The 26,125-nt window shown below is 67.3% G+C and carries 22 protein-coding genes and 1 pseudogene; 7 read left to right on the forward strand and 16 right to left on the reverse strand.

Going from position 1 to position 26,125, the window contains the following annotated elements; all coding sequences use genetic code 11:
• Positions 1 to 3: 3 nt before the first annotated feature.
• The 3 genes from CJ177_RS40390 to CJ177_RS49595 all read right to left on the reverse strand — a co-directional run bounded on the left by CJ177_RS40390 (position 4) and on the right by CJ177_RS49595 (position 3,576).
• A complete protein-coding gene (locus tag CJ177_RS40390; RefSeq protein WP_257014920.1) occupies positions 4 to 2,088 on the reverse strand; it encodes a site-specific integrase in 2,085 nt (694 codons plus the stop codon).
• Entirely contained in the window at positions 2,085 to 3,209 is a 1,125-nt protein-coding gene (locus CJ177_RS40395) for a tyrosine-type recombinase/integrase (RefSeq protein ID WP_095870343.1), read from the reverse strand. Before CJ177_RS40395 ends, CJ177_RS40390 begins: the two co-directional genes overlap by 4 nt.
• 91 nt (positions 3,210 to 3,300) lie before the next feature.
• Complete coding sequence (locus CJ177_RS49595; protein ID WP_373560077.1) at positions 3,301 to 3,576, reverse strand: LysR family transcriptional regulator; 276 nt, start codon at positions 3,574 to 3,576, stop codon at positions 3,301 to 3,303.
• Here CJ177_RS49595 and CJ177_RS40405 point away from each other — a divergent pair.
• A pseudogene (locus CJ177_RS40405) lies at positions 3,554 to 4,420 on the forward strand (acetyl-CoA C-acyltransferase); the annotation flags it as partial. The gene CJ177_RS49595 and the pseudogene CJ177_RS40405 sit on opposite strands and share 23 nt — an antisense overlap.
• A 106-nt stretch (positions 4,421 to 4,526) precedes the next feature.
• On the opposite strand, the gene CJ177_RS40410 reads toward CJ177_RS40405, so the two are convergent.
• A complete protein-coding gene (locus tag CJ177_RS40410; RefSeq protein WP_095870344.1) occupies positions 4,527 to 5,216 on the reverse strand; it encodes a DUF2848 domain-containing protein in 690 nt (229 codons plus the stop codon).
• A 199-nt stretch (positions 5,217 to 5,415) separates the two neighbouring features.
• On the opposite strand from CJ177_RS40410, the gene CJ177_RS40415 reads away from it, so the two are divergent.
• Positions 5,416 to 6,786, forward strand: coding sequence for an MFS transporter (locus tag CJ177_RS40415; protein ID WP_095870345.1), 1,371 nt, complete (start codon positions 5,416 to 5,418; stop codon positions 6,784 to 6,786).
• Here the strand turns inward: CJ177_RS40415 and CJ177_RS40420 are convergent.
• A complete protein-coding gene (locus CJ177_RS40420; protein ID WP_005254036.1) occupies positions 6,758 to 7,420 on the reverse strand; it encodes a GntR family transcriptional regulator in 663 nt (220 codons plus the stop codon). The genes CJ177_RS40415 and CJ177_RS40420 overlap by 29 nt on opposite strands.
• A 52-nt stretch (positions 7,421 to 7,472) precedes the next feature.
• Between CJ177_RS40420 and CJ177_RS40425 the strand changes: the two genes are divergently transcribed.
• On the forward strand, positions 7,473 to 8,270 hold the full coding sequence (locus CJ177_RS40425; RefSeq protein WP_095870346.1) for a carbon-nitrogen hydrolase family protein: 798 nt from the start codon (positions 7,473 to 7,475) through the stop codon (positions 8,268 to 8,270).
• Between the two features lie 27 nt (positions 8,271 to 8,297).
• Here the strand turns inward: CJ177_RS40425 and CJ177_RS40430 are convergent, their stop codons facing one another.
• Positions 8,298 to 9,479 carry a CdaR family transcriptional regulator gene (locus tag CJ177_RS40430; protein WP_095870347.1) on the reverse strand — a complete coding sequence of 394 codons (1,182 nt, stop codon included), beginning with the start codon at positions 9,477 to 9,479 and terminating at the stop codon, positions 8,298 to 8,300.
• 197 nt (positions 9,480 to 9,676) lie between these two features.
• Here CJ177_RS40430 and CJ177_RS40435 point away from each other — a divergent pair, with 197 nt between their 5' ends.
• Positions 9,677 to 11,422: an aldehyde dehydrogenase family protein gene (locus CJ177_RS40435; RefSeq protein ID WP_095870416.1), complete on the forward strand. Its 1,746-nt coding sequence runs from the start codon at positions 9,677 to 9,679 to the stop codon at positions 11,420 to 11,422.
• A gap of 48 nt (positions 11,423 to 11,470) precedes the next feature.
• Entirely contained in the window at positions 11,471 to 13,060 is a 1,590-nt protein-coding gene (locus CJ177_RS40440) for a GMC family oxidoreductase (protein ID WP_095870348.1), read from the forward strand.
• A gap of 70 nt (positions 13,061 to 13,130) precedes the next feature.
• Here the strand turns inward: CJ177_RS40440 and CJ177_RS40445 are convergent, their stop codons facing one another.
• Positions 13,131 to 13,721 carry a C40 family peptidase gene (locus CJ177_RS40445; protein ID WP_061044425.1) on the reverse strand — a complete coding sequence of 197 codons (591 nt, stop codon included), beginning with the start codon at positions 13,719 to 13,721 and terminating at the stop codon, positions 13,131 to 13,133.
• A gap of 245 nt (positions 13,722 to 13,966) precedes the next feature.
• Here CJ177_RS40445 and CJ177_RS40450 point away from each other — a divergent pair, with 245 nt between their 5' ends.
• The gene (locus CJ177_RS40450) at positions 13,967 to 14,794 is read left to right on the forward strand and encodes an alpha/beta fold hydrolase (protein WP_005252525.1); all 828 of its coding nucleotides are present in this window, start codon (positions 13,967 to 13,969) and stop codon (positions 14,792 to 14,794) included.
• Positions 14,795 to 14,845: 51 nt separating this feature from the next.
• Here the strand turns inward: CJ177_RS40450 and CJ177_RS40455 are convergent, their stop codons facing one another.
• The 9 genes from CJ177_RS40455 to CJ177_RS40495 form a co-directional block, all read right to left on the reverse strand.
• Entirely contained in the window at positions 14,846 to 15,802 is a 957-nt protein-coding gene (locus tag CJ177_RS40455; RefSeq protein WP_005252524.1) for a TauD/TfdA family dioxygenase, read from the reverse strand.
• Between the two features lie 113 nt (positions 15,803 to 15,915).
• Positions 15,916 to 16,647, reverse strand: a complete 732-nt coding sequence (locus CJ177_RS40460) for an IclR family transcriptional regulator (protein ID WP_061044424.1) — start codon at positions 16,645 to 16,647, stop codon at positions 15,916 to 15,918.
• Positions 16,648 to 16,674: 27 nt separating this feature from the next.
• Positions 16,675 to 17,970 (reverse strand): LLM class flavin-dependent oxidoreductase, encoded by a 1,296-nt coding sequence (locus CJ177_RS40465; RefSeq protein WP_025433051.1) that lies wholly within the window; start codon positions 17,968 to 17,970, stop codon positions 16,675 to 16,677.
• 16 nt (positions 17,971 to 17,986) lie between these two features.
• Positions 17,987 to 19,216: an acyl-CoA dehydrogenase family protein gene (locus tag CJ177_RS40470; protein ID WP_061044422.1), complete on the reverse strand. Its 1,230-nt coding sequence runs from the start codon at positions 19,214 to 19,216 to the stop codon at positions 17,987 to 17,989.
• 28 nt (positions 19,217 to 19,244) lie between these two features.
• Entirely contained in the window at positions 19,245 to 20,144 is a 900-nt protein-coding gene (locus CJ177_RS40475; protein WP_061044421.1) for an LLM class flavin-dependent oxidoreductase, read from the reverse strand.
• A gap of 120 nt (positions 20,145 to 20,264) precedes the next feature.
• The gene (locus tag CJ177_RS40480) at positions 20,265 to 21,890 is read right to left on the reverse strand and encodes an ABC transporter substrate-binding protein (protein WP_257014922.1); all 1,626 of its coding nucleotides are present in this window, start codon (positions 21,888 to 21,890) and stop codon (positions 20,265 to 20,267) included.
• 56 nt (positions 21,891 to 21,946) lie between these two features.
• Positions 21,947 to 23,629 carry an ABC transporter ATP-binding protein gene (locus CJ177_RS40485; RefSeq protein ID WP_025433054.1) on the reverse strand — a complete coding sequence of 561 codons (1,683 nt, stop codon included), beginning with the start codon at positions 23,627 to 23,629 and terminating at the stop codon, positions 21,947 to 21,949.
• Positions 23,629 to 24,498 carry an ABC transporter permease gene (locus tag CJ177_RS40490; RefSeq protein ID WP_179443399.1) on the reverse strand — a complete coding sequence of 290 codons (870 nt, stop codon included), beginning with the start codon at positions 24,496 to 24,498 and terminating at the stop codon, positions 23,629 to 23,631. Before CJ177_RS40490 ends, CJ177_RS40485 begins: the two co-directional genes overlap by 1 nt.
• Positions 24,495 to 25,460 (reverse strand): ABC transporter permease, encoded by a 966-nt coding sequence (locus CJ177_RS40495; RefSeq protein WP_005252512.1) that lies wholly within the window; start codon positions 25,458 to 25,460, stop codon positions 24,495 to 24,497. The genes CJ177_RS40490 and CJ177_RS40495 overlap by 4 nt, the downstream gene beginning before the upstream one ends.
• 257 nt (positions 25,461 to 25,717) lie before the next feature.
• Here CJ177_RS40495 and CJ177_RS40500 point away from each other — a divergent pair, with 257 nt between their 5' ends.
• The gene (locus tag CJ177_RS40500) at positions 25,718 to 26,110 is read left to right on the forward strand and encodes a DUF3592 domain-containing protein (protein WP_095870349.1); all 393 of its coding nucleotides are present in this window, start codon (positions 25,718 to 25,720) and stop codon (positions 26,108 to 26,110) included.
• The last annotated feature ends 15 nt before the right edge of the window (positions 26,111 to 26,125 follow it).

Consider the following 26,125-nt stretch of genomic DNA (forward strand, 5'->3'; position numbering starts at 1 on the left):
ACCTCAGCGGGTTTCGCCGCCGTCGAGGTCGTCGAGCAGGTGCTGCAGCCGCCGGCAGGTCGCTTCGTGCCGTTCGACTTCCCGGTCCCAGCCGCGGGTGCGGGCGTCGTCGATCAGGACCTGTTCGGTCGCCAGGCGCGCCCGGATCCGCGGCGCGTACTCGCTGGTGGCGAGGAACTTCGGACAGGTGAGGATCAGGTCGCACTCGCACGGTCCCTCGGCGGGCAGCCGCAGGCAGTGCCCCAGTTCGAGTTCGGTCTTGAGGAAGTTCGTCTTCAGCCAATCCACGGTCTTGTCGTCGAGAGCGTCGTGCAGAAGGGCGTCGGCGGCCGGGCCGGCGATCCGGTGCCCGTCGGCGAGGGCCGTCTCGTACTGGCGCCGGATCTCGGGGTCCGAGATGCGGCTGTAAATCATCGACATCGTGGCACTGCGATGACCGAGTATTGCCATGATCGTCTGAATCCGGGCACCGCCCTCGGCGAGCTGGGTGCCGAGGGTGTGCCGAAACCGGTGCGCGCTGACGGTCGGGGATCCTCGGTCGTCGACCAGACCCGTTGCCGCGCAGACAGTACGGAATGCCTCGTCGAAGAGGGTTTTACTCGAGAGTAGCTTGCCGCGGCGGATGAAGACGTAATCGACTCGGCGGCCGGTGACCTCGTCGATCCGGGCGATCGAGCGTTGTGCCCGGGCTAGGCCGATGGCGTGTTCGAGCGCCGTGGCCGCGTCCGGGTGCAGGGGGACGATCCGTTCGGTGCGGCCTTTGCCGACCGGGATCCGCAGCCGTGGATGCCCGCCCGGATAGGTGTCGAGGCAATCCCAGGTCAGTCGGCGGATCTCGTCGCGGCGAGCCCCGGACCACCGCAGCAACAACAGCGCGGCCCTTTGCAGCGGGTCGGCCAGGTCGTCGACCGCGGTCATGATCGCGTCGAGTTCGTGTTGCGGAAGATACCGGGGAATCGACTCCGGACGCCGCGGTGTGTCACGAGAGGTCAGCAACGGTCGTCCGGGCACCTCCGCCCATCCCCAGACCGCGGTGTCGCGGCAGAAGCCGGCGATCGCGTTGAGTTCGTGCTTGACCGTGGTTGTCGCCAGCGGCAGACCGGTGTGTTGACTCGGACAGGTCGGCAGCGACCGCATGTACTCTTCGACGATGGCGCGATCGACCTGCGCGAAACTGCCGACCTGCGGATGATTCTCGCCGAGCCAGTTGACGAACCGGCGCAGAGCCTGCCGGGCGTTGTGAACCGTCTGCGGGCGATCCAGCTTGGCGTCGAGCCGCAGTTGTAGGTATCGCTCGATGACCGCCCGGATCTTGGGCGGACACGGTTCGGGAAGCAGGCGGTCGGTCCAGTTGTCGATCGTTCGCGTGCCGATGCGCGGCGCTGCCGTGACCTGGCCGACGTTGTACAGCAGCACGTGGGTGGCGTGCAGGTTCGCGAGGTGGTTGCGGAGGAACCCGCGGTTGGCGTCCGGATCATCGTGAAACTGGCCGTTCGCGAACAGGGTCCGGCGCAGAACATTGAAATCGTCGCGTGCGGCGAAGTCGCGGATGGCCGACCCGAACGCGAACAGATCGGCGGCGGTGATCGCGGTCATGTCGGGGTCGCCGCGGTGGAGCATGACCCGGCCCAGGCACCACGTCAGACTGTTCCGTGCCTTGGTCGGGGCGTGGCCCAGTTCGGTCAGTCGCGCGACCCACTGCTCGAACAGTAGGAGATCGACGCCGAGTTCGGTGCTGCCGCTGCGCCGGTCCAGCAGACGCGCGTACTTTCGGCCGAGAAGGAAGTCGAAGTCCAGGCCAACCCCTTGCACCATGGACAGATACACCAGATATCCGCTGGCGCGATGCGAGTCGGTGCGCCCGTTCGATCGCATGCCCTCGCCGACAAATCCCAATCGCACCGGCAGTGGCTGCTCGAACCACGCCTCGAGGTTCGGCCACCGCTCGACGAACCGCCGATAGGCCCCCATCCGCTCCCACCGGGCCGGCAGGTGAGGAACGTGCGCGTCCACCCACACCCGGTATTCGCTTTCATCGACGTGCCGGCGCGGGGCCGGTACCGGTCCCGCGGCTGCCGGCCCGGTCATCGGCGATCCCGCAGCGCAGCCGCGTACTCGTCACGAACCTGCTGGTCGGAGACCCGGGTGTAGATCCGGGTCGACTCCGGTGAGGCGTGTCCGAGGCGTCGTTGCAACGCCAACTCCCGCATCCCCGCCTCCCACATCGCTGTCGCGTGGGTATGCCGCAGGGCGTGTGGGGTTTTGTCCACCGTGCGTATCCCGAGCGTGTCCAGCCGCCGGGCGAACATCCGCACGAGCGCGGCGTACGAGAGCGGCTCGCAGCTACGAGCGCCCCTGCCCCCGACCAGAAACACGAACGGACTCGGTGCGTCGACCGGACGTTCATGGAGCACATACCGATTGACCGCATCCAACGTGCGAGGGTCGAGCAGGTCGACGACCCGTTCGTGCCGGGACTTCGCCCGCACGCCCCGCGGATGGTCGTCTCGTTTACGAATCGTGACCCGCCGTCGGCCGTAGGCGATATCGCCGAGCTGGAGCCCGAGCACCTCTCCCGGACGCAGGGCACCGTCGAGCATCAACAGCACCATCGTCAGATCCCGCAAACAGGTCATACTCTCCAGCAGCGCAGTCACCTCAGACTCGCTCATCGGACGTGGCAACCGGTGCGGCAACCGGACCCGCACCTCCCGGCTGACCGGCTGCTGCCTACTCGCATTCCCCATGCAGGGGCGGTGCCGTTCGGCGACCATCGCCAGCGCCACATCACGACGGCGCCGCATCGGGTTCTCGCCGGTGACGAGTTCGGCGACGATCGCCCAGTCGTAGAAACTCGATACCGCGGCCAGCACTCGCGCCACGCTCGCTGGCGCCCACAGCCGCCCGCCGGACCCGACGGACGAGAGGCCCAGCCGCTGCGCCGGCCCACGCACCGGTCGTCGCCGCAGCCATCCGAGCAGCTCCAGGGCCAGTGACGGCCGGAATTCGCGCCATTCGATTCCGCGTTCGGCGAAGAACTCGAACACCAGGCGCAGATCGTAGCCGTACGCGAGTGCCGTGTTCGGGCTCCGGCCGGAATCCAGCACGTACCGCAGGAACCGGGTCACCGGTGGCACCGGCTCACCATCGGCTCCCACCAGGACCACCGAGGACACGATCCCGCCCGTCTTCACGGTCTGCACGTGCATGACCCCAGCCCACCACCGGGTGATCCGATCCGCGTGCCGACTCGCCGTGAGATGTCCACATAAGAAAGAACTTCAGCAAGATATCGGGGTATTACTTCTCGAAGGCCGGCAGCAGCCGCGGGAGCAGGATGTTCTTGGCGGACCCGACGAAACCCACGCGCAGTCCGCCGCTGAATCCGTGCGCGGTGGACCGCGCCACCCTGGCCACTTCCTCGGCGTGGAAGAGCGCGGCCCGGGCATCGGTCAGCGCTGCCTCTCCCGCCGTGGTCAACCGCACCCGGTGGGTGGACCGGACGAACAGTTCCGCGCCGATCTCCTCTTCGAGTTTGCGGATCGACACGGACAGCGGCGGCGGCGTCGAAAGCATGAGCAACGTCGAGTTCTACACCACCGACATCCGCTGGGGTTCCCGTCAGGGAACGGTGAAACTGCACGACCGCCTCGACCGCGGCCGGGAACGGTCTCAGCCCGTCGAACGATTCGGCTACCTCTCCGGGATGATCGAGACGGCGGAGAACCTCGCGACCGGATACGGCATCCCCCGCGAGTCCGCCGACGCCTTCGCCGCTCAGAGTCATCACCGTGCCGCCGCCGCGTGGCACGAGGGACGCTTCACGGACGAGGTCGTGCCGATCAAGGTTCCGCAGCGCAGAGCCGAGCCCGTGATCTTCGACCGAGACGAGGGAATCCGGGCCGACTCGAGCGTCGAGAAGCTCGCGACGCTGCGCACCGTCATGCCGAACGGCACCGTCACGGCAGGCAACGTCTGCCAGCAAAACGATGCCGCCGCGGCGTGTCTCGTGGTCGCCGAGGATCAGCTGGGCCGGCTCGATCTCGAACCTCTCGGCTTCCTGCACGGGTGGGCAGCCGTCGGATGCGAACCCGCCGAAATGGGAATCGGCCCGGTCCCGGCGGTGCGGAAGCTGTTCCGAAAACTCGGACTGGGATTCGGCGACATGGACCTCGTCGAAGTCAACGAGGCCTTCGCAGTTCAGGTCCTCGCCGTGCTGCAGGGCTTCGGGTACGAAGACCAGTCGAAGGTCAACGTCAACGGCTCCGGAATCTCCCTCGGCCACCCCGTCGGCGCCACCGGTTCCCGGATCATGACAACACTGCTCCACGAACTGAAGCGTCGCGGCGGACGCTACGGACTGGAAACGATGTGCATCGGCGGCGGGCAGGGCATCGCCGCCGTCTTCGAATCCGCGTGAGCATTCGCGCTCGTCGTCCTGAACTCGGCGCGCATACCGGGGACAGCTTCACGGTCTCGCCCCGGATCGACGATGCGCGGCGAGTCTCGGCGAACTTGCCTCTCGATCAGCCGATCGGCTGCGGCATCCGGACTGTTCGGTAGCTGCAGCTGATTTCGTCACCGGTGGACGGATCACGCAGAGCGACCTTCCAGGAGTCAGCGAACTGGTTCACGCCGTGCCGCATCGAGATCGTCCCCGACACGAGAACGGTGCCCGGCGTGTGCAGTCCCCTCTCGCGAAGGACGTCGAGCCAGTACTTCGGTGCGAGCAGGTCGGCGAGCATCCCGGTCTGGATCAGGGTGGACGGTTCGCCGTCGCCTTCGCCGACCCATGCCGACAGGGTGATGTCGTCGAGGCGGTCGGCGATATCCGACAACCGCCAGGCGCGGGACCCGAGAACGTCGGGTGCGGCGTTCTTGCTCCACGCCACGCTGTGTACCTCGAGGTCGCGGTCGGTGTGGTCGCAGGCGACGGTCAGCAGTACGTCGTCCTCGGTGATCACCAGGGCCCACTCGGCCTCTCCGGAGGTCCGGTCGTGCTGGACGAAGACCTCGGTGGTCTGCTGCGCAAGGTAGGGCGAGATGGGGTACATCGCAGGGATGGTCGTAGGCGCCGGTACGCCCAGTTCTGCAAGTTCGGCGATGTGCGACGCAACCTCTTCCTGGTTGCGTCCGGCATAACCGGCGTTGAGGAGGGTGGTGACCTCAACGGTGTCGACGGTGCCGTCCGGCAGGGTGAACGTGAGTTGCGACATTTGGAGAGTCTCCTGAAGTTCTGGCCCCGGTTCCCTCTCGAGATCAGGGCGTTTTGTTACTTTCTTGGTTTTTCTGCGCCAAGGGCTTGCGCATACGTCTTGTATACATCAAGTATATGTCTAGTACAACGGCAGCGGTGAGCTGAACCACAGAAAACCGGGCCGTGCGGGACCAGAATTCAACCCACAAGGAGTTGTCATGATCGGAGAGTCCACCTCCGTCGATGCCGGCAGGTCGGCACCCGTAGACAGGAAGGGACTAGCGAAAGCTTTCGCCGCCAGTCTCACGGGTACCGCATTGGAGTGGTACGACTTCGCGGTCTACTCGGCGGCGGCCGCCCTGATCTTTCCGCAGATATTCTTCCCGGACAGCGACCCCCTCACGGGAACCTTGCTCGCGTTCTCCACCTACGCCGTCGGCTACGTGGCGCGGCCGATCGGAGGGTTCGTCTTCGGACGCCTCGGCGACGTCATCGGACGCAAACAACTGCTGGTGATCACCCTGCTCCTGATCGGTGTGACAACCTTCGCGATCGGCCTGCTTCCCGGCTACGACCGTATCGGTATCGCGGCACCCGCCATTCTCGTGATCCTGCGGTTCGCGCAGGGCGTGGCGGTCGGCGGAGAGTGGGGCGGCGCCGTCCTCCTGTCGAGCGAATACGGCAACCCACGCCAACGCGGCTTCTGGTCATCCGCAGCTCAAATAGGACCTCCCGCAGGCAACCTGATGGCCAACGGAGCGCTCGCCCTCCTCACCATCTCCATGACCGAGGCCCAATTCGAGTCCTGGGGATGGCGTCTCGCCTTCCTTCTGTCCGCGCTACTCGTCGGCTTCGGCCTGTGGATTCGCCTGAAGCTCGAAGACACCCCTGTCTTCAAGGCCCTGCAGGAGTCCGGCGACCGCGCCGAAGCCCCCATCCGCGACGTACTCACAAAGCAGACCCGGCCACTCGTCGCCGCGATCCTGTCGCGTATCGCCCCGGACGTGATCTACGCACTCTTCACGGTCTTCGCGATCACGTACGGCACCCGTGAACTCGGCTTCGAGCGTGGCGAAGTACTCACCGCAATCCTGGTCGGCTCGGCATTCCAGCTGGGCCTGATCCCCCTTGCCGGGGCACTTTCGGATCGCATCAACCGCCGCCTGGTCTATGCCGTCGCCGCTGTCGGCGGTGTCGTTTGGAGCGCCCTCTTCTTCCTCGTCATCGGTGGCGGCTCATTCCCGCTGCTCATCGTCGGGGTGGTCGTCGGGCTCGCGTTCCACTCGTTCATGTACGGACCCCAGGCGGCGTTCGTCACCGAACAGTTCACGGTCGCCTTGCGCTCAACCGGCAGTTCACTCGCCTACACGATTGCCGGCGTGTTCGGCGGTGCGATGGCACCGCTGATCTTCACCTACCTGCTGAGCAGGACCGACAGCTGGGTGCCGATCGCCGTCTACGTGCTGATCGTCGGAGTGCTGACCCTGATCGGTCTCGCGCTGGGGCGCAACCCCGACCCGAGCGAGGACGAGCACTACGCACTACTGGCCAGCGAGAATGCTAGGCACGCAAGAGAATCTGAAGCGTAACCTCGAGATGAGTGTTGATCTTCTCGTGCACCAGGCTCTCGTCGCCGGCTTCGAGCGCGTCGATGATGGCCTGGTGCTCGGCGCACACCCGATGTTGCCGATCGGACGCACTGAAGAGCGCCGTCAGACCGACACGGAGCTGGCGCGCCCGGAGTCCGGAGTAGGTGCGCGACAGCAACTCGCTCCCGGCCGCATCGATGAGGAACTGATGGAAACGGCCATCCCAGTCGATGAAGGCACGGGCCGCTTCTGCGCTCGGATCGGTCGCGAACGCTTCCTGCTCCGCCAGCGCCGAACGCATCACTTCGAGGGGTACCCGCCCCTCCTCCAGGGCGCGGCTGGCGGCGTGACGTTCGAGGACACCGCGCAACTCCATCAGTTCCGCGATCTGCCGGCCCGACATCGCGGGGACGTGCGCCCCGCGCTTGGGCACCATTTCGACGAGGCCCTCCGCCTGAAGCATGAGCAGCGCCTCACGAACGGGAGTGCGGGACACGCCGACCCGCGTCGCGAGTTCCTGCTCGTTGAGAAAGGAACCGGTTGCCGCCGGCGACGTCAGCACCTGATCCCTGACGTACAGATAGGCCTTCTCTCGACCCGACAACTCGACAGCTGGACCCTCGGTCCCACCCATTTCTTGCATACAACATGTATACACCACATCACCAGCAGCTAGGAGCAATATAGTGACGCTACGCATCAGCCTCGCCCAGATCACCAGTTCGACGGACCCCGAGGCCAACCTGGCAGTGATCGACAAGCAGGTGGCGGCCGCCGTGGACGCGGGATCGCGTCTGGTGGTGTTTCCCGAGGCCGCCATGCAACGGTTCGGCGGACCGCTCACCCACGTCGCGCAACCGCTCGACGGGACGTGGGCCGACGCCGTCCGCGAGTGCGCCGACCGAGCCGGCGTCACCGTGGTCGCCGGTATGTTCACCCCCTCCGACGACGGCAGGGTCCGCAACACACTGCTCGTCACCGGCGGCGGCGTCGACACGCACTACGACAAGATTCATCTCTACGACGCCTTCGGGTTCGCAGAATCCGACACGGTCGCACCGGGAACCGAGCCGCTCGTCGTGACCGTCGACGGCGTCGGAGTCGGCATCGCCACCTGTTACGACATCCGCTTTCCCGGGCTCTTCCAAACGCTCGCCGATCGCGGTGCGGACCTGACCGTGGTCGCCGCGTCCTGGGGCAGCGGCCCCGGCAAGGTCGGCCAGTGGACACTCCTCGCCCGGGCACGCGCCCTCGACTCCACGACGTTCATCGCTGCCTGCGATCAGGCCGACCCGGCAGCATCCGGCGAGGAAGTCCACGGCACGACGCCGCTCGGCGTCGGGCACAGCATCGTCGTATCACCCACGGGAGCTGTTCTGGGCCAACTCGACTCGGGCCCGGGGATGCTCACGGTGGACATCGACACGGACGTCGTCGCGCAGGTGCGAAAGGCATTGCCGGTCCTCGCCAATCGGCAGTTCTGATACACCCGGGTCGCGCGATCGGCGCGGTTACCGTCCGAGCAGCTGATGCGCCCGCAGACCGACGTACAGTTCGGCGGCGTCGATGGGATCGGAGAAATCGCGTCCCGTGAGGGTGTGGATTCTGCGCAGCCGGTACAGGACGGTGTTGCGGTGGTAGTGCAGTTGGGTGGCCGCCGCGGTGGTCGAGCCGCGACACGAGAACCACGCGTCGAGGGTGGCGAGCAGGCTCTCCTGCTCCTCCGCGGGCAGGGCCAGCACCGGCCCGAGGATCTGGTTCGACGCGAGCTTGCCCGCGTCGGGAACGCTGACCAGCAGCAGCGACACCGGCACCGACTCGTAACGGGTGACGGTGCATCCGCCGTGTCCGGCGCAGCGACGGGCGATCCGTGCCTGCTCCACGGCCCGGCTCGTCCCGCCGGGACGTCCGAACACCGAGCTGACCCCGATCCGTCCGTGACCGGTGCGGCCGAGGAGGTCCAGCGCGGATTCGAGCACCTCGGCGGTGGCGGCCCACAGCAGTCCGATCCGGCCGTCGACCTCCGTGTCCCACACCGAGTCGACACCCACACCGCGAAGGTCCGACTGGACGACGTCCGCGGCGGACGGGGACGCCGCCGCTTCCACGGACACGACGAGGAAGGTGCTGTTCTCCGGAATCCGGAACGTGCGGAGCGCGTCGGCGGCGCCGGCCGGGTTGGCGGCGTGGTCACCGAACAGGGTTCTGATCAGCCGGCCCCGCGACTCGGCGTCTTCACGGGCCCGCAGGTCGGCGGTCTCCCGGTATGCCTCCGCGGCGCTGTCCGAGTAGACGTCCACGAGCGCCCACACCTGGGCGGCCATGTCGAGCAGGGCGTTGGTGGCGCGACCCTCCGAGCGGTCCATCAGTTCGTCCCAGATCAGGCGGCCGCCGAGCCGGAACGCGTGGAGCAATGCCGCGAGCGGCACACCCTGTTCGGCCTTCAACTGTCCGGCCGCACGCGCCGCCTCGAGCCGTACCGGAGCGCTACCCGCCAGGTTGCCCAGCATCGCCGTCAGATTGTCGACGCACGCCGCGTACAACTGCTCGGGGGTGAGGAGGGTCGCCTCCACGTAACCGTGCTCGGCCGACAGGATGCGCGAGACGAGTTGCTCGGACAACTGGTCCACGGACTCCAGCATCGATCCGAGAAGATCGGTGGGCGACGGCGCGACATCCGAGCTGACAGTCATCCGGCAAGACTATCCACCGGGCGTGGTCCGCGCCATACCCTTTTGTGCGACGGCATAGCCCGGATGTTCACATTGACAGCCGTTGCCTATGGCGCGGTGCCCGGAACTGGGACGAGAATCAGTGTTCTACGCCACAGTATCTTTTCGTTTCTGCGGCGCGGTCCTTCATGTACTCGACCCGAGCGGAGCTGTCCACAGTGAGCACTTCAGAACCCGAGGCCACCTCCAACACCCCCGACGCGACCTCCCCACACCCGGACGTCGACGCGGCCCTCGCCGACCTCGCCGAGGGCGAGAAGACCTGGGCCGACCTCTCCCTCGCCGATCGCAGGAAACTCCTCGACAAGGTGCACGACCTCACCGTGCAGCACGCAGCCGACTGGGTGGACACCGCCGTCGCGATCAAGGGGCTGGACCCGAAGTCGCCGCTGGTCGGCGAGGAATGGATGTCCGGACCGTATCCGCTGGCCACCGGCACCGCGGCACTGTCCGCGAGCCTGGCGAAACTCGAAGCCGGATCCAGCCCGCTGGACGGCGCCACGTTCGGCACGGCGCCCGGCGGCCGCACCACGGTCAAGGCGCTGCCCCTGAACATCTTCGACAAGCTACTGCTCAGCGGATTCAGCGCGGACGTATGGTTGCAGCCGGGAATCGATCGTGCGACGGCACAGCGCGACGCCGGCCTCGCCCAGCGTGACCCGTCGCGGACACAGGGCATCGGCGTGGTCCTGGGCGCGGGCAACATCACCTCGATCGCCCCGCTCGACACCCTGTACGAACTGATCGCGCACAACCGCGTCGTCGCACTCAAGCTCAACCCCATCACCGACCGCCTGCTGCCCGTGCTGACACGTGTCCTGGAACCGCTCATCTCGATCGGCGCGGTCCGGTTGCTGACCGGCGGCGCGGAGGTCGGGACGTATCTGGTGCACCACGACCTCGTCGACCACGTGCACATGACGGGCAGCGCGCTCACCCACGACGCCATCGTGTTCGGCACCGGCGAGGAGGGCGCGCGGCGCAAGGCTGCGAACGAGCCGATCCTCGGCAAGGCGATCTCCAGTGAACTCGGCGGTGTGTCCCCCACCATCGTGCTGCCCGGTGAATGGAGCCGCGCCGACATCAAGTTCCAGGCCGAACACATTGCGACGCAACGACTCCACAACGGCGGCTACAACTGTGTCGCGGCGCAGGCGGTGGTCGTGTCGTCCGAGTGGAAGCAGCGCGACGAGTTCGTGGCAGCCCTGAAGGAGGCCCTCGACACGGCACCGGACCGCGCCGCGTACTACCCCGGCAGCGACTCCCGGGTCGCCGGCGCCAAAGCGTCGTTCCCCACCGCCGCACGCCTGGGTGAGAACGGCGGACGCGTCCTGGTCACCGATCTCGAGCCCGGCGCCTACGCCCCGCTCCTGCAGACCGAGTACTTCGCCCCGGTGCTCGGCGTGATCGACCTTCCCCACGGCGGCGCCGAGTTCGCGGCACACGCCGCGGACCTCGTGAACGAGGATTTCATCGGCACCCTCGGCGTCAACATCGTCGCCGCGCCGCAGACCATCCGCGAGCTGGGCGCGGAGTTCGACTCACTGCTCGAGAGCCTCCGCTACGGAACCATCGCCGTGAACGCGTGGACCGGCGTCGGGTACCTCACCGCCACCGCGACCTGGGGAGCCTTCCCCGGCCACACCCTCGACGACGTCCAGAGCGGCATCGGCGTGGTGCACAATGCCCTGCTCATCGACCGGCCGGAGCGTACCGTCGTCCGGGGCCCGTTCCGCCCGTCGCCGCGGTCGATCCTGAACCGTGAGATGTCCATCTCGCCCAAGCCCCCGTGGTTCGTCACCAACCGAACCGCCGCCACGACGGGCCGATTGCTGACAGGATTTGCCGGTGCACCCTCATGGACCCGGCTGCCGGCGATCTTCGCGTCCGCGCTGCGTGGATGAGGGCTGCGTGTCCTCGATCCCTCACCCTCGTCGAAGTGGAGATGAACGATGAACCAGGAACTGTCTGTGGCCGACTACGTGATCGTGGGGTCGGGTTCGGCAGGTGCCGTGCTGGCCGACCGGCTCAGCGCCGACTCCGGCAGCGAGGTCGTGGTCCTCGAGGCCGGTGGTGAGGACAAGGACAAGTTCGCGCACATCCCCGCCGCCTTCTCGAAACTGTTTCGCAGTGATTTGGATTGGGACTACCTGACCGAGCCGCAACCTGGGCTCGGCGGGCGGACGATCTACTGGCCGCGCGGCAAGATGCTCGGCGGCTCGTCGTCGATGAACGCGATGATGTGGGTGCGCGGGTTCGCCGCCGACTACGACGAGTGGGCCGAACTCACCGACGACTCCTGGTCGTTCAAGGAAGTGGTCAAGTACTTCCGCCGCATCGAGAACGTGCAGGACGCGTCGGACGCCGACAGCGGAACCGGCGGACCGATCGTCGTCTCGCAGCAGCGGAGCCCCCGGGCCCTCACCGCGTCGTTCCTGGCGGCGGCCGAGGAGACCGGCTACCCCGTCGAACGGGCGAACACCACTCGGCCCGAGGGCTTCTCACAGACCATGGTCACGCAGAAGCGGGGCGCGCGGTGGAGCACAGCCGACGCCTACCTCCGGCCGGCGCTGAAACGGAAGAATCTGACCGTCCTCACCGGCGCCCAAGCCACCCGGGTTCTGTTCGAGGGCTCCGCGGCCGTCGGCGTCGAGTACGAGGAGGACGGGGTGCGACGCACCATCCGCGCCGCAAAGGAAGTGATCCTCGCCGGAGGGGCGATCAACTCCCCGCAACTCCTCATGCTGTCGGGCATCGGCGACGAGGCACAGTTGCGCGAGCACGGAATCGCGGTGCAGCAGCACCTGCCGGAGGTCGGGAAGAATCTGCTCGATCACCTGGTGTCGTTCCTCGGCTACAGCGTCGACTCGGACTCGCTGTTCGCCGCCGAGAAGATCCCCGAGCTGCTCAACTACCTGACCCGTCGCCGCGGCATGCTCACGTCGAACGTGGCCGAGGCGTACGGCTTCACGCGCAGTCGGGACGATCTGGCACTGCCCGACCTCGAGATGATCTTCGGGCCGGCGCCGTTCTTCGACGAGGGCCTCATCCCGGCAACCGGTCACGCCGCGGTGATCGGCACCATCCTCGTGAAACCCGAGAGTCGAGGCGAGATCTCGCTGCGGTCGGCGGATCCCCTCGCCAAGCCGATCATCGATCCCCGCTACCTCAGCGACAGCGGCGGAGTCGACCGGCGGGCGATGCTCGAAGGACTGCGCCTGTGCGACGCCCTCGCATCGGCTCCGGCGCTGAAGTCGCGTCTCGGCAACATGATTCGCCCGGCCGTCACGCCGAGCACGCCGCTCGACGAGATTCTCGCCCGGGCACTGCAGGAGAATGCCCACACGCTCTACCACCCGGTCGGGACGTGCCGCATGGGCAACGACGACGCCAGCGTCGTCACGCCCGACCTGCGGGTGCGAGGTGTCGACAAACTGCGCGTCGCCGACGCGTCGATCATGCCGGCCATCATCCGCGGGCACACCCACGCACCCTCCGTCCTCATCGGTGAGCGGGCGTCGGATCTGATCCGGAACGCGTAGGGCGCTTCGCGCCCCGTGCGTGGTTTGCGAGTGCAGAGACTCGTTAACCACGCACGGGCGGCGGAGCCGCCTAGTACCGGCGCGCCGCGTAGAACGGCATCGAATCGAGGGGCGCCTGCTTCACCGGCTGCCCGGCGGTGGGCGCGTGGACGACCGTGCCGTTCCCGGCGTAGAGCCCGACGTGGTTCGCCCCGTTGAACAGGACGAGGTCACCCGGTTGCAGGCTGCCCTTGTCGACGGGCGAGCCACCGTTCACCTGGTCGTAGGTGGTGCGAGGCACCGAGATGCCTGCCTGCTTGTACGCCCACTGCACCAGACCTGAGCAATCGAAGGCGTTCGGCCCGGTAGCGCCCCAGACGTACGGCGATCCGATCTTCGATTCGGCGGCCGCGAGAGCCTGCGCGCCGTGGGTGGATGGCAACGCCGGCGGGGCAGGCAACGGTCCCGGGAGAGGCCCCGGGTTCGGAGCCGGAGCCGGAGCCGGCGGCACCGGCGGCACGCCTGGTACCTCGAACGTCCCAATCCCTGGGATCGTGATCGGCTCCGCTGCAGCGGGAGCGACGGGAAGCAGAAATGCTCCCACTCCCACACCGGCGGCGATCAGAAGACCGCCGGTCGAAAACTGCAGACGATTGCCCCGACGCAATCTATGCTTGGCCATTGAGCTGAGTCCTTCAATTCATGAGGTTCCGGCGACATCAGTGCCGCTCGGACGAGACGTTAGATAACATCCCGGTCACGGACTCAGCGGACAACGGCCGAATGGCCCATATACATACCTGTTTTCGCAATACGGGTATATAACGATCAGATCTCGAACCGACCGGTCAGTCACGAAACTTCAGAAACAGGTATGCCTTCAGGCAATTCGGCCCGTTACCGAAGGCATGCGCGTCGTCCACGCTGTTGGGCGTGTCACTGATCCAGAATTCAGAACCCGAGATCTTCGGGGAACCCGCCGATGCGGACGCCGCGACCCTCACTGTGGTGGGGCGCGGCTCACCCGTCGTCTTCCTGCACGGATGGGGGCTCACCCCGCGGGTGTACGGCCGCAGCCTGTCGATGCTCGCCCAGCAGGGACATCGCGTCGTCACTCCGACGCTCCCCGGCTTCGGCGGAACTCCCGACCATCCGCCCGAGGCCCGCACCTTCGCGGGTTACGCGGCGTGGCTGGGACGGTTCCTCGACGAGGCGGGAATCAGCGAACCGGTGACACTGGTCGGCCACTCCTTCGGCGGGGGCGTCGCCATTCAGGCTGCCCACGACCTTCCGGAACGGGTCGCACGCCTGGTGCTCGTCAACTCCGTCGGCGGTGGCGCCTGGTCGTCCGACGGTTGGGGAATCCGGCCCATCGGCGAGAGGCCGCTGTGGGACTGGGGCGCTTCGGCGCTGGGTGAGGCGCTGTCGATCCGGACCATCGCGCACACGACGGCGTCGCTCGTCAACGGTTTCCTGCCCAACACGCTGCGGGATCCGGGTGCGGTCTGGCGCACCGCGCACCTGGCCAGACGGGCGGACCTGCGCGACGAACTCGGCGTCCTCGCCGACCGGGGCCTACCGGTGTCCCTCGTCTGGGGTCGCGGGGACCGGACGATTCCGCTCGCCAGCTTCGAGTCGATGCGGAAGGCACTCCGCAATCCGACCGTCCTCACCGTGACGGGCGGTCACGGCTGGCTGATCCACGACCCCACCTCGTTCGCCGACGCCGTCCGCCGGGCACTCCGCAGCCCGTGAGTGGTTGACGAGTGCAGAGACTCGCACACCACGCACGGGCGGCGGAGCCGCCTACTTCTCGCCGCGGAACGCCCCACCGGCGATGGACGTGGACTCCTTGCCGTCGGGGCCGACGGGAACGTCGCCCTCGAGGGTGGTGCGGTACAGGACGCGGGTGACGTCGAGGTGGTCGAGGTCGGTGGGCGCGAGGTGGGCGGTGGCACGGTTGTCCCAGAACGCGAGGCTGCCCGGCGCCCAGCGGAACCGCACCGTGTAGGCGGGATTCGTCACCTCGGCGAACAGCAGGTCCAGCAGGCGGTCGCTCTGCGACGGCGAGACCCCGACGATCCGGCTGGTGAAACCGGGTGTGACGAACAGTGCCCGCTCCCCCGTCACCGGGTGCACACGTACCACCGGGTGTTCGGTGACGAGGGGGTTCTCCCGCGTCTTCTGGGCGTAGCTGCTGTCCTCGGCCCACTGCGGGTGCCGTCCGCCGAACCGGTGCTCGGCGCGGAGACCGTCGACGAGGCCCTTCAGCGAGTCCGGCAGACCCTCGTATGCGGCGACGAGGTTCGTCCACTGGGTGTCGCCGCCCTGCTCCGGGACGATGTGGGCGCGCAGGATCGTGCCGGCAGGAGGGTTGATCAGCGCGGTGACATCCGTGTGCCACTTGTTGTCGTAGCTGTACTTCTTGCGCCCGAAGCGCTTCTCGTACTTGCGGCTGTCGACGGCGAGGATCTGCGGGAAACCCTCGGGGGCTTCGTCGTCGTACGGGTGCGACGGCGTCACGTCACCGAACTTCCGCGAGAACGCGATCTGTTCGGCATGCCCGATCTCCTGGTCGCGGAAGAACAGGACCTTGTAGCGGTGCAGGGCGTCGCGGACCTGCGCTACCTCGTTGTCGGCCAGTTCTTTCCGGAGGTCGATTCCGGAGATCTCGGCGCCGATGTGCCCGGCGACGGGGCGGACCTCGAGCGCGGTGTCGGCGGTCCGATCCGAATCGGCGGGCGCGGCGGTGGTGAGTGTCATGAGTACTCCTGGTTTCGGGCTGAATCGATACGTCGCGATCATCATCGAATCCCGAACCACGTTGCTACAACGGTATTTTCACAATGCGAAAAAGGTTCACCCTGAGTTTTTCCCTACCGGAACGCGGGAAATGCGGTTCCGGCGCCCGCGCCGATCCGCGCCGCGACGCCGCGCATCGGCGGCACGATCTCCCGCACCAGTTCGTCGGTGAGTCGCCGGCGCAGTGCCTGGACCCCCAACGCGCCGCGGGGCCGTCCCTCGGCGTCGAGAACGGGAACCGCGACGGCGAGCACGTCCCGATTCTCCGAGGAGAAGGCCGCGGCGTACCCCAGCCGCCGGACCCGTTCGAGGTCGGAGGACGCCGTCACCGAACTGCTTCGCCGTGCGGACGCCGTGCCGAACGCCAGGATCGCCATCCCCATCGCGCTGCTCTGCAGCGGTTGGCGTGCCCCGGGCAGCTGATGCGTGCAGAACCGTTCGGGTGGGCGTGCCGAGAAGACGGTGACCGCGACGTCGTCCCTCGCGACCCCGAGGCTGGTCGTCAGCTTCACATGCGCGGCGAGCGAATACAGGTGCGGGGCGAACGATTCGGCGTCGAGCCGCCCCAGCGACGGCACGGCGAGGGAGATCAGGCTCGGCCCCACCCGATAGCAGTCGGTCCGCTCGTCACGCTCGAGTAGTCCGCCGCGGACGAGGGCCTGCACGATGCGATACGCGGTGCTGACGGCCAACCCGGTGCGGGCGGCGAGCGCGCTGACGGTCAGGTCGGTGGCCCCGCCTTCGAAGCAGGCGAGTACCGCGATCGCCCGTTCCACCGCCTGCGAGCCCGACCGCGGTGACGTCACGAGCCCCTCCTTACCGTCTGAACGAACTCAGGCCGAGCGCGCGGCGCCGTACTCGGGAAGCGGCACCGCGAAACGCTCACGCAGGGTCTTCTCCGCGTATTCGTGGCGGAAGAGCCCCCGCTTGCGGAGCAGGGGCACCACTTCGTCGACGAAGGTGTCGAGTCCGGATGGGAACGCGTCCGGCATCAGGTTGAATCCGTCGGCGGCCTCGGCGCGGAACCACGCCTCGATGGTGTCGGCCACCTGTCCCGGTGTGCCGATCACGGCGCGGTGCCCGCCGCCGCCGTCCAACTCGCGAAGGAGCTGGGCCACGGTCAGATTCCGCTCACGCGCGAGCCCGACCACTGATTCGCGGAACCCGAGGGAACCCGCGAACGTCGACGGGTCGGGTGGTCCGTCCAGCAGCGATGCCGGGATCGGCTGGTCGAGGTCGAGTTCCGCCAGCGGGACTCCGAGGGTCAGGCTCAGCCGGTCCCAGCCGAACTTCGCGGGGACGTGAGTGCGGAGCTGTTCGTGGCGAGCGACCGCCTCCGCTTCGGTCGAGCCGATGACCGTGATCAGCCCGGGCAGGATCTTCACGTCGTCGGGGTTGCGGCCGGCCGCACGCGCCACGTCCTTGACGTGCTTGTAATGCCTGCGCCCGGCGTCGAGCGTCAGCTCCGCGGAGAAGACGCCGTGTGCGGTGCGGCCGGCGAGGTCACGCCCGGCGGGTGACCCGCCCGCCTGGATGAGCGGCGGCTGCCCCTGCTCCGACGGCGGCACCCGCAGCACGCCGTCGACGTCGAAGAACTCGCTGTGATGCGACACCGGGACACCGCTCCGGGCGCTCTCCCACAGCGCGGTCACCACGCCGACGAAGGCCTCGGCACGGCGATAGCGGTAGTCGCGGTCCGGAATCTGCTCGAATCCGAAATTGGCTGCGGCCGTCGGCGAATACGTGGTGACCACGTTCCACGCCACCCGGCCGCCGCTGAGGTAGTCGAGGGAGAGGAAGCGTTCGGCGAGATCGCGCGGGTCGTTGAACGTGGTGGAGGCGGTCCCGATCAGGCCCAGGTTCTCGGTGGCCGTCGCCACGGCCGCCAGGATCACCGACGGTTCCAGCGCCCGGGTCGGCTTCACCCGGGGGTTCTCCCAGAAGCCGGGACCGTCGGCGAGGAAGAACGCGTCGAGGGTGCCACGTTCGGCGATCCGCGCGATCCTGGTGAAGTGGTCGAGATCGACGAACGAGTGCGCATGCACGTCGTCGAGTGTCCACGCTCCGGGGGCGATTCCCACGTCGAGGACGTTCACGTTGAGCACCAGTTGGCGTCGGGATCTACTCACGGCAGTGCCTTCCGAATCAGAAGAATCCGGTGTCGGGAAGCGGGGTCTCGTTGACCACGAGGTCGCCGATCACCCGCGCCTTGTACACCGTCGGGTTGTGGGAGAACAGGGTTCGCAGGTTGCGCCAGTGCCTGTCCAGGTGCGCCGACTCCCGGGTGGCCGAGGCGCCGCCGACCTCGAACAACCGACCGGCTGCCCGGAGCGCGATGTCCTCGATGGAGACCTTCACCTTGGCGGCCAGTACCGCGGCCTCCTGCTCGAGCCGGGCGTCGACGCCGGAGGTGCGCGCGACGTCCGCAGCCACATCCTGTGCTGCCGCGGCCGCCCGGACCACGGACTCCGCCGCGAAGGCCGCCGCGGAGAGCGTTCCGACGATCTCGAGCAACTGCGGGTCGTGCCGCGGTTCCTCGGCGACAGCGAACACGAAGCTGCGCTTACGGCCGCGGATCAGCTCGGCGGACTCGGTCGTGACGGTGCGGAGGATGCCCGCCGCGATCGCGTGCAGATACAACTGGGGAAGCGCCTGCCGCGGCCGGGTCTCCTCGTCGCCACCGCGGAACGGCAGCGTCTCGGACTCCTCGACGGCGACGTTCTCGAACACCGTCGTCCCGCTGCCCGTGTGGCGCTGGCCGATTCCGTCCCAGTCGTCCTTGTGGACGATCCCCGCCCGATCGGCGGGAACGATGGCGTTCAGTGCCTTGCCGTCCGGGAGGTTGGCGGAGACCCGGATGAAATCGGAGTACAGAGAACCGGTGCTGTAGAACTTGACCCCGTCGAGGCGGTACCCGCCGGGACCCGGTGTCAGAGTGGACTCGAAGCTGTAGGAGCCGACGGCGCGGGTGCTCAGCTCCGAGGACGCGCCACCGAACAGTGTGCCCGACAGGATCTCCGGCAACCACGCGTCCTTGCGCTCGGTGCGCGGGGCCCGCAGCACTTCCTCGACGAAGGCGTAGTGAACACGGACGATGTGTGGCACATCGGGATCGGCCTCGGCGAGGTCGATCACCAGATCGAAGAGATCCTGCAAGGTATAGCCACCGCCGCCGTGTTCCCGCGGCACACGCACGGCCCCGAGCCGGTGTTCGCGGATCAACTCGACGGCCCGCTGCGGGCCTTCGGTCCCGCCACGGGCACGCCGCCGCGCGGCGTCCTCGGCGATCTCGGCGATCACGGCCGCCAGTTCGGCGGAGCCGCGTGCCGGCGGACGCACCGCCTCCGGCGCGGGCGCCTCGGATACCGCTGTCATGGTGAATCTCCTGTCTTCGGTGGAATGCTCAGCTGACCGGGAACGCGCTGCGGCCGCCGGACAGTACGGTCTCCGCCGCCTGCAGGCCCAGACGGTCACGCAGCGAGCGCCGCGGCTCCTGGAAGATCGGCTCCCGCCGTATCGCGCCGAGCAGGGCGGGCAAGGTGGTCGTGGTGGCCCCTCGGAAGACGACGCCGTCGGCCTCCGTCGTCAGAGGGGAAACGCCGCCGGGCGCCCATGGGCGGTCGATCAGCAACACCTGGTCGCGGGCGGCATCGGGGTCGAAGTGCGCCCGATAGCGTCGCACCGCATCCTCGTCCGCAAGGATCACGGCGTCGGCCGTGCGCCGCGCCGCCACCAGTTCGGCTTCGTTCGCGGGACGCCAGAACACGGGCGGCTTCCGTTGCGGTGGCTCGGGGACGTTGAGCGGGCCCGACACGGAGAACGTGCCCGCGTGATCGATGTAGACGATCCGCTCGGATTCCGCGAAGACGCCGCGCTCGGCGTCGTCGACGACGCTGTCGCCCGGCCAGCTCTCCCACAACTTCCGGACCACCGACACGGCGTCGACCGCAGCGTCCACCGGGGCTGACCCGATCAGCCAGCCGACCCTGCCGTGGGATCCGTGGTCGAGCGAGCCGAGCCGGCGCGCGAGATTGAAGGGGTGATCGCGGACGGGAGCGCCGGCCACCACCAGTCCGACCGACGTAGTGTGACGAGCCAGGACGGTGGCGGCCACGGTCGCATCGATCGTCGGGCGACCCGCTTCCCCCGCGTCCAGGCGGTCGCCGCCGAGAACGACGAAGTCGATTCCCGACTCGTCGATGCTGCGTCCGAACTCTTCTCGCCGCGCCGGCTCCCTCGGGTCGAGCAGTTCGGTGACGAGTGCGGCGTCGACGTGCAGTCCGATGACGGTGTGACGGCTCATGACGGTTCCCCTTTCCGCGATAGTCGTTACCTTCCCAGAGCATCGCTCACGGGACGAGCGTTGCGCTCAGTCTGATTCTGGACACGTGACGACATGAAACATTTTGTCCCCCATCAGTACTCACTTGCGCTCCGTCCACGTGTCGTAGAACCAGGGCACGGAGTTGGCCGCATTGCGAAAGTCGTGGATGTGCGGGGCGACGGCAAAGATCTGGGTATCCAGCAGCAGGGGGATCGTGTAGGCGTTGTCGATCACGTGATCCTGGATTTGTTCGATCAACGCGATCCGCTTGTTCCGGTCCGTCTCGGTGACCTGCGAACGCAGCAGGCCGTCGAGATACGGATCGTTGCCTTCGAGCTGGAATAGATCACCCTGGTCGCTGTCGTAGTTCTGGGTCAGCCGGAAGGTGTCGGCCGTGGGCCACCCGTTCCGGCGCAGGCTCAGTTTCGGATCCGCAGTTGCCTTCGGATAGTTCGCGAAGTCGGTCTGTTTGAGCTGCAGCGAGATCCCCACCGCACGCAGCTGACGCTGGACGAGTTCGTACAACGGTTTCGACGTGTGGTCGTAGACGTCGATGTACAGGCTGAGTTCGAGTGGCCTGCCCTCCTTCTGCCGGATCCCGTCGGCGTTCCGCGTGGTCCAACCCGACGTGTCGAGCCGACGATTCGCCTCGTCCGGGTCGAATCGCACCTCGTCGGAACGGTCCTTCCACCCCAGCGCGCCCTCGGTGATGATGCTGTTCGCGGGCTTCCAGTTGTCCGAGTACAGCGTGGACACGATCTGATCCCGGTCGATCCCGTACATCACCGCCTTGCGAACGTTGACGTCGTCGACGAAATCGGCGGTCTGCCGGACGTCCAGGACGTTGGCCAGGCCCGGGGTGCGCAGGCCCAGAACGGTGAAGCCCTCCTTCTGCAGCAGCGCCTCGTCCGGCGGCTGGGTGTACCGGAGGGCGTCGCCCTCCCCGGAGCGCAACGCACCCACGCGGATGCTGTCCTCCTCGATGGGCACCACCGTCACCGAATCGAGGTACGCCTCACCCTGGTGCTTCGCGGTGGCGGGCGCCCAGTCGTACCCACGACGCTTGACGAGTCGGATCTCCTTGTTCGGAATCTCCGACTCCGCGACGAAGGGCCCGCTGCCGATCAGATTGGTCACCACCGACTGATCTTCCTTGCTCGCGTCGATCGTTGCGTCCGCGACGAGGCCGGCCGTGTTCATCGACAACGCCGCCAGGAACGGGGCGTTCGGTTCCGCGAGGTGCACGGTGACCGTGCGGGCGGCCGCATCGGTGTCGACCGCCGTCACCTTGGGGAACCAGGCGTTGCGGGGAATCCCCTTCGGCTTGTCGCCCTCGGCGAGCCACTCGATGTTGCGTTTCACGCTGGCCACGTCGAGCGGCGTGCCGTCGCTGTACGTGACGCCGTCCCGGATGACGAACTGGTAGGTGGTTCCGGGTTCGTCGACGGTCCAGCTCTGCGCGATCCACGGCACGAACTCGAAGGTCTCCGGATCCTGGTACACCAGCCTGTCGAGAAGCTGATCCTTGACCAGGCTGTTCTGCCAGTACGACACCTGAATCTGCATCGACGCCGTCACTTCGGCGTCGAGGTACACCAGGTCTCCCCCCTGCTCGACCTGCGATCCCGTGTCGGTGGAGCCGTGCGCCTGACTGCAGGACGCCACCACCACCGCCGTCGCCGCGATGCACGCCGCGAGGCGGAAGCGTCCGAACCTGCGTGCCATGAGCCGTGAACCTCCGAGTTGTGTGAAATGGCGTCGAGTTCTCTGGGCGGCAGCATTCACACGGTGAGCGGAATCCTGCCGGGGACCGCGTCGATCAGTCGCGCCGTGTACGGGTCGGCCGGGTTGCCGAAAACCTCGGCGATCGAACCGGACTCGACGAGGCGGCCGTGTTCGAGCACGGTCACCGTGTCGGAGATCTGGCGGACCAGGCTGAGGTCGTGCGAGATGAACAGGTACGTCAAACCGAGTTGCGTCTGCAGATCCACCAGAAGGTCGACGATCTGCGCCTGCACCGTGACGTCCAGCGCAGACGTCGGTTCGTCGAGCACCAGGATCTTCGGGGCCAGGACGAGTGCTCGTGCCAGCACCACCCGTTGACGTTGACCTCCCGAGATCTCCAGCGGCCTCCGGCCGAGCACGTCCGACGGCAACGCGACCCGGTCGATGACGTCACGCACCGCGGAGTGCCGGCTCGCCCGATCACCCGATCCGGCGATGCGCAAGGGCTCCTCGATCACGTCGGAGATGGTGTAGCGGGGATCCATCGCGGCCAGAGGGTTCTGTTGAACCGTCTGCAGCACTCGGGCGTTCTGACGGTACGACCGCGGGTCGGTCTTCAGTGGCCGCCCGTCGACGAACACCTCACCGGAGTCGAACGTGCTGAGTCCTGCGATGATTCGCGCGGTGGTGGTCTTACCCGAGCCCGACTCACCGACCAGCGCATGCGTGCTGCCACTGGCGACGGAGAACGACACCGAGTCGAGGGCGGCCACCGTGGACGGCTGTCCCTTTCCACGCCGGCCCGTCGCGAACGTCTTCGTCAGGTTCCGGACTTCGAGCAGCGGTGCCGCGGACGGACCCGCACCGGTGTGCCGGCCGGCGTACTTGCCGGGTGAGAGCGCGGGCGCATCGCTCATCAGTGTGACGGTGTAGGGGTCCTTCGGGTGGTCGAGGACCTCAGTCGCGGCTCCGGCCTCACGGACGCGGCCCTCGTTGAGGACCAGAACCGAATCGCTGTGTTCACGCACCAGCGCCAGGTCGTGGGTGATGAACAGGATGCCGAGGCCCAGTTCTTCCTGCAGGTCGGCCAGGAGATCGAGAATGCGCTTCTGCACGGTCACGTCCAGCGCCGACGTCGGTTCGTCCGCCACCAGGACCGCCGGGTCGACAGCGATCGCGATGGCGATGAGGACGCGCTGCAGCTGGCCGCCGGACAGTTGGTGTGGGTAGGACCGTGCTCGTTCGGCGGGATTGCGAATACCCACGCGGTCGAGCAGGCGGGTCACCTTCGACCGCACGTCCCGACGGGTGGCCCGCCCGTGCACGAGGAGCGTCTCCGCCACCTGGTCGCCGACGCGCTGCAATGGGTCGAGCGAGCCGAGCGGATCCTGCGGCACGAATCCGATGGTGCCGCCGCGCAGATCGCGCCACTGCTTCTGCCCGTACCCGGTCACGTCCCGACCGAGGATGTGCACGCTGCCGGACGAGATCCGGCCGTGTGACGGGAGGAGTCCGATGGCCGCCCGCGCGATGGTCGTCTTCCCCGAACCCGACTGGCCGACCACGGCGAGTGTCTGCCCGCGCTCGAGTTGGAAGCTCACATCGTCCACCACCTGCACGGCGGGAAGGTGTGGGGCTTCGGACGCGTATTCGATGTGCAGGGACTGCGCCACGATCAAGGGACCGTCACCTCGCTGCGCGGCAGAACTCGTGGCCGGTGCTTCCGCGACTGCTGTCATCAACCCACCTGCTTCCGGACGATCTGACTCAACTTGCCGACGCTGAGCACGGTCAGAATGATGACCACGCTCGGGAACGCCACCAACCACGGCGCGGTGGCGATGTAGTTGCGGCCCTCCGCGATGAGAAGGCCCCATTCCGGATTCGGCGGCTGCGCGCCGTACCCGAGGAAACTCAGCGCCGCGATGGAGAGGATCGCGGAGCCGAACTGCAGCGCCGCCAACGACAGCACCGAGGAGTAGGCGTTGGGGAGGATGTGGCGCCCCAGCAGCCAGATCTTGTTGGCGCCGAGATGCTCACTGGCCTCGACGAACGGCTGGTGTTTGATCGTGAGGACCTCCGAGCGCATCAGCCGGCAGAAGACCGCGACGGAGGAGACGCCGACCGCGATGGCGGCGTTGACCGTTCCGAAGCCCAGCGCGACGATGATGGTGATGGCCAGCAGCAGCGCCGGAATGGACAGCAGGACGTCGACGACACGGCTGACGGCTGTGTCGTAGGCCCGGCCGAAGTACGCCGACGTCAGGCCGAGCACACTCCCGACGACCAGTCCGAGGATCACCGCGATGACGGAACCGCTGATGGTGGTCGCCGACCCGTGGATGACGCGGCTGAGCACGTCGCGGCCGATGTAGTCGGTTCCGAACAGATGTCCGAGGCTCGGCGCCTCCAGCGGATGGTCCGGGGACTCGGCCAGCGGATCGAAGGGTGCCAGCACTCCGGGCAGGAGAATGCACGCCAGCACCAGGAGCAGGAACGCCACGGACAGGACGTCGCCGACGCCCAGTCCGCGCCTGCGGGCCCACGGGATCCGCGGTGCGGCGGCGGGACTGGCCGGTGCGCTCCGAACGGTCGCCTGAACACTCATGCGGTGACCACCTTCTTGTCCGGCGCGAGGGAAATCCGGGTATCGATGAGCGGGTACGCGAGATCCGCGAGCAGGTTCGCGACGACGAAGATGACCGACACCAGTATCACCACCGCCTGAATGACAGGGGTGTCCTGATTGCGGACCGCCTGCTCCGTGAGGTATCCGATTCCGGTGCGGGAGAACACCGTCTCGGTGATGACCGACCCCGCGAGGAGTTCCCCGACCGTGATGGCGACGATCGTGATCGTCGGGATCGACCCGTTCTTGAGGACGTGCCGGAAGATGATCCGGTTCTCCGTCAGCCCCTTCGACCGCAGTACGTCGACATACGGTTGTCCCGACGCGTTCTGCAGTCCCTGGATGAGCACCTGTGCGATGGGCGCGGACACGGGGATGGCCAGGGCGATCGCCGGCAGAATCACCGAGCGCACGCCCTCGTCTCTGATGGCGGAGACCAGGCCGAGTTCGAACGCGAAGAACTGCAGCAGCAACAGCCCGACGATGAACGAGGGCGTCGACAGAAACGCCGCCGGTATAGCCCGGGCGGCCTCACGGATGCGCGCCGCCTTCGCGAACACCGCGGTCAGTGCGATGCCGAAGGCGAACACGATGGCGAGCACCAACGCCGTGGACGCCAGCTTCAGAGTCGAGGGAAGCGCCGAGAACAGCAGGTGCTCCACGGACTTGCCGGATGTCAGCGAGTAACCGAGGTCTCCGTGCACGACCAGGCGCTGCACGGACAGCGCGAATTGCTCGAACGCCGATTTGTCGAGGTTGTAATAGGCGATGAGCACTTCGGCGTCTTCCGCCGAAATCGGGTTCTCGGGACTGTTGATCTGCGATTCGATCGGGTTGCCCGGAAGAACGTTGAGTACGAAGAACACGAGGGTGTAGGCAAGGGCGATCACGACGAACGCCTGCCCCACCCTTCGCGCCAGGTACCAGTAGGTCGGTCTCATTGCGCACCTTCGGAAAATGCTGCCGGATGTGGATGCTCTGCGAAGTTTTCTCGCCCGGCAACCGTAGGCCGTCGACCGCCCGTTATCCGAGTCTTCCGCTCGTCCTGATTTCAACGACCTTCCTAAATGTCTGCCGGACAGAGCTATTCGAGCCACCTTCACCTGCCGGTATCGAACGAAAAGCACGGGGCCCGTGTTCCGCTCACGCTGCGGAGAAGGCTGTACGACACACCGACCCGGGTCGTAGCGTCGCCCGTGTGATCACCGTCTGGATCATCGCGGGTGCGTTCCTCCTGTTCCGTGGGGTTCCGGGCGTCCTCGCGCTGTGGAGATCCCGGTCGTGGACCGGGTCCGACTGCTCGGTCGTCGACGTACGCCCCTCGATCAGCTACTCGTACCGGGTCGGAAGCGACGAATTCATCGGTCAGCGACGGACATTCGATCCCGGACCGACGATCGATGCGTCCCTGTCCGATGCGGGCAGGGGAGAATTCGTTGTCGGACAGGTCCTCTGGCTGTGGTACGACCCGCGGAATCCGCGGTCCAGTGTCCTGCGGCGCAGTGCGTCCGTCTCGATGTTGCTGGTGATCCTGGGGCTGACGTCCCTCACCCTCGCGACAGCCACCCTCTTCTCAGGAGATGCCCCTTGACATCACGACAGCAGA

Origin of the sequence: Rhodococcus sp. ACPA1, from assembly GCF_002300195.1 — a bacterium.
In the GTDB taxonomy this organism is placed as follows: domain Bacteria; phylum Actinomycetota; class Actinomycetes; order Mycobacteriales; family Mycobacteriaceae; genus Rhodococcus_F; species Rhodococcus_F opacus.

What these genes read in the sequence shown, in the direction of transcription:
- CJ177_RS40390 (WP_257014920.1), bottom strand. Translation starts at nt 2,088, where the DNA reads ATGACCGGGCCGGCAGCCGCGGGACCGGTACCGGCCCCGCGCCGGCAC.
- CJ177_RS40395 (WP_095870343.1), bottom strand. Translation starts at nt 3,209, where the DNA reads ATGCACGTGCAGACCGTGAAGACGGGCGGGATCGTGTCCTCGGTGGTC.
- CJ177_RS49595 (WP_373560077.1), bottom strand. Translation starts at nt 3,576, where the DNA reads ATGCTTTCGACGCCGCCGCCGCTGTCCGTGTCGATCCGCAAACTCGAA.
- CJ177_RS40410 (WP_095870344.1), bottom strand. Translation starts at nt 5,216, where the DNA reads ATGTCGCAACTCACGTTCACCCTGCCGGACGGCACCGTCGACACCGTT.
- CJ177_RS40415 (WP_095870345.1), top strand. Translation starts at nt 5,416, where the DNA reads ATGATCGGAGAGTCCACCTCCGTCGATGCCGGCAGGTCGGCACCCGTA.
- CJ177_RS40420 (WP_005254036.1), bottom strand. Translation starts at nt 7,420, where the DNA reads ATGGGTGGGACCGAGGGTCCAGCTGTCGAGTTGTCGGGTCGAGAGAAG.
- CJ177_RS40430 (WP_095870347.1), bottom strand. Translation starts at nt 9,479, where the DNA reads ATGACTGTCAGCTCGGATGTCGCGCCGTCGCCCACCGATCTTCTCGGA.
- CJ177_RS40440 (WP_095870348.1), top strand. Translation starts at nt 11,471, where the DNA reads ATGAACCAGGAACTGTCTGTGGCCGACTACGTGATCGTGGGGTCGGGT.
- CJ177_RS40445 (WP_061044425.1), bottom strand. Translation starts at nt 13,721, where the DNA reads ATGGCCAAGCATAGATTGCGTCGGGGCAATCGTCTGCAGTTTTCGACC.
- CJ177_RS40455 (WP_005252524.1), bottom strand. Translation starts at nt 15,802, where the DNA reads ATGACACTCACCACCGCCGCGCCCGCCGATTCGGATCGGACCGCCGAC.
- CJ177_RS40470 (WP_061044422.1), bottom strand. Translation starts at nt 19,216, where the DNA reads ATGACAGCGGTATCCGAGGCGCCCGCGCCGGAGGCGGTGCGTCCGCCG.
- CJ177_RS40475 (WP_061044421.1), bottom strand. Translation starts at nt 20,144, where the DNA reads ATGAGCCGTCACACCGTCATCGGACTGCACGTCGACGCCGCACTCGTC.
- CJ177_RS40480 (WP_257014922.1), bottom strand. Translation starts at nt 21,890, where the DNA reads ATGGCACGCAGGTTCGGACGCTTCCGCCTCGCGGCGTGCATCGCGGCG.
- CJ177_RS40485 (WP_025433054.1), bottom strand. Translation starts at nt 23,629, where the DNA reads ATGACAGCAGTCGCGGAAGCACCGGCCACGAGTTCTGCCGCGCAGCGA.
- CJ177_RS40490 (WP_179443399.1), bottom strand. Translation starts at nt 24,498, where the DNA reads ATGAGTGTTCAGGCGACCGTTCGGAGCGCACCGGCCAGTCCCGCCGCC.
- CJ177_RS40495 (WP_005252512.1), bottom strand. Translation starts at nt 25,460, where the DNA reads ATGAGACCGACCTACTGGTACCTGGCGCGAAGGGTGGGGCAGGCGTTC.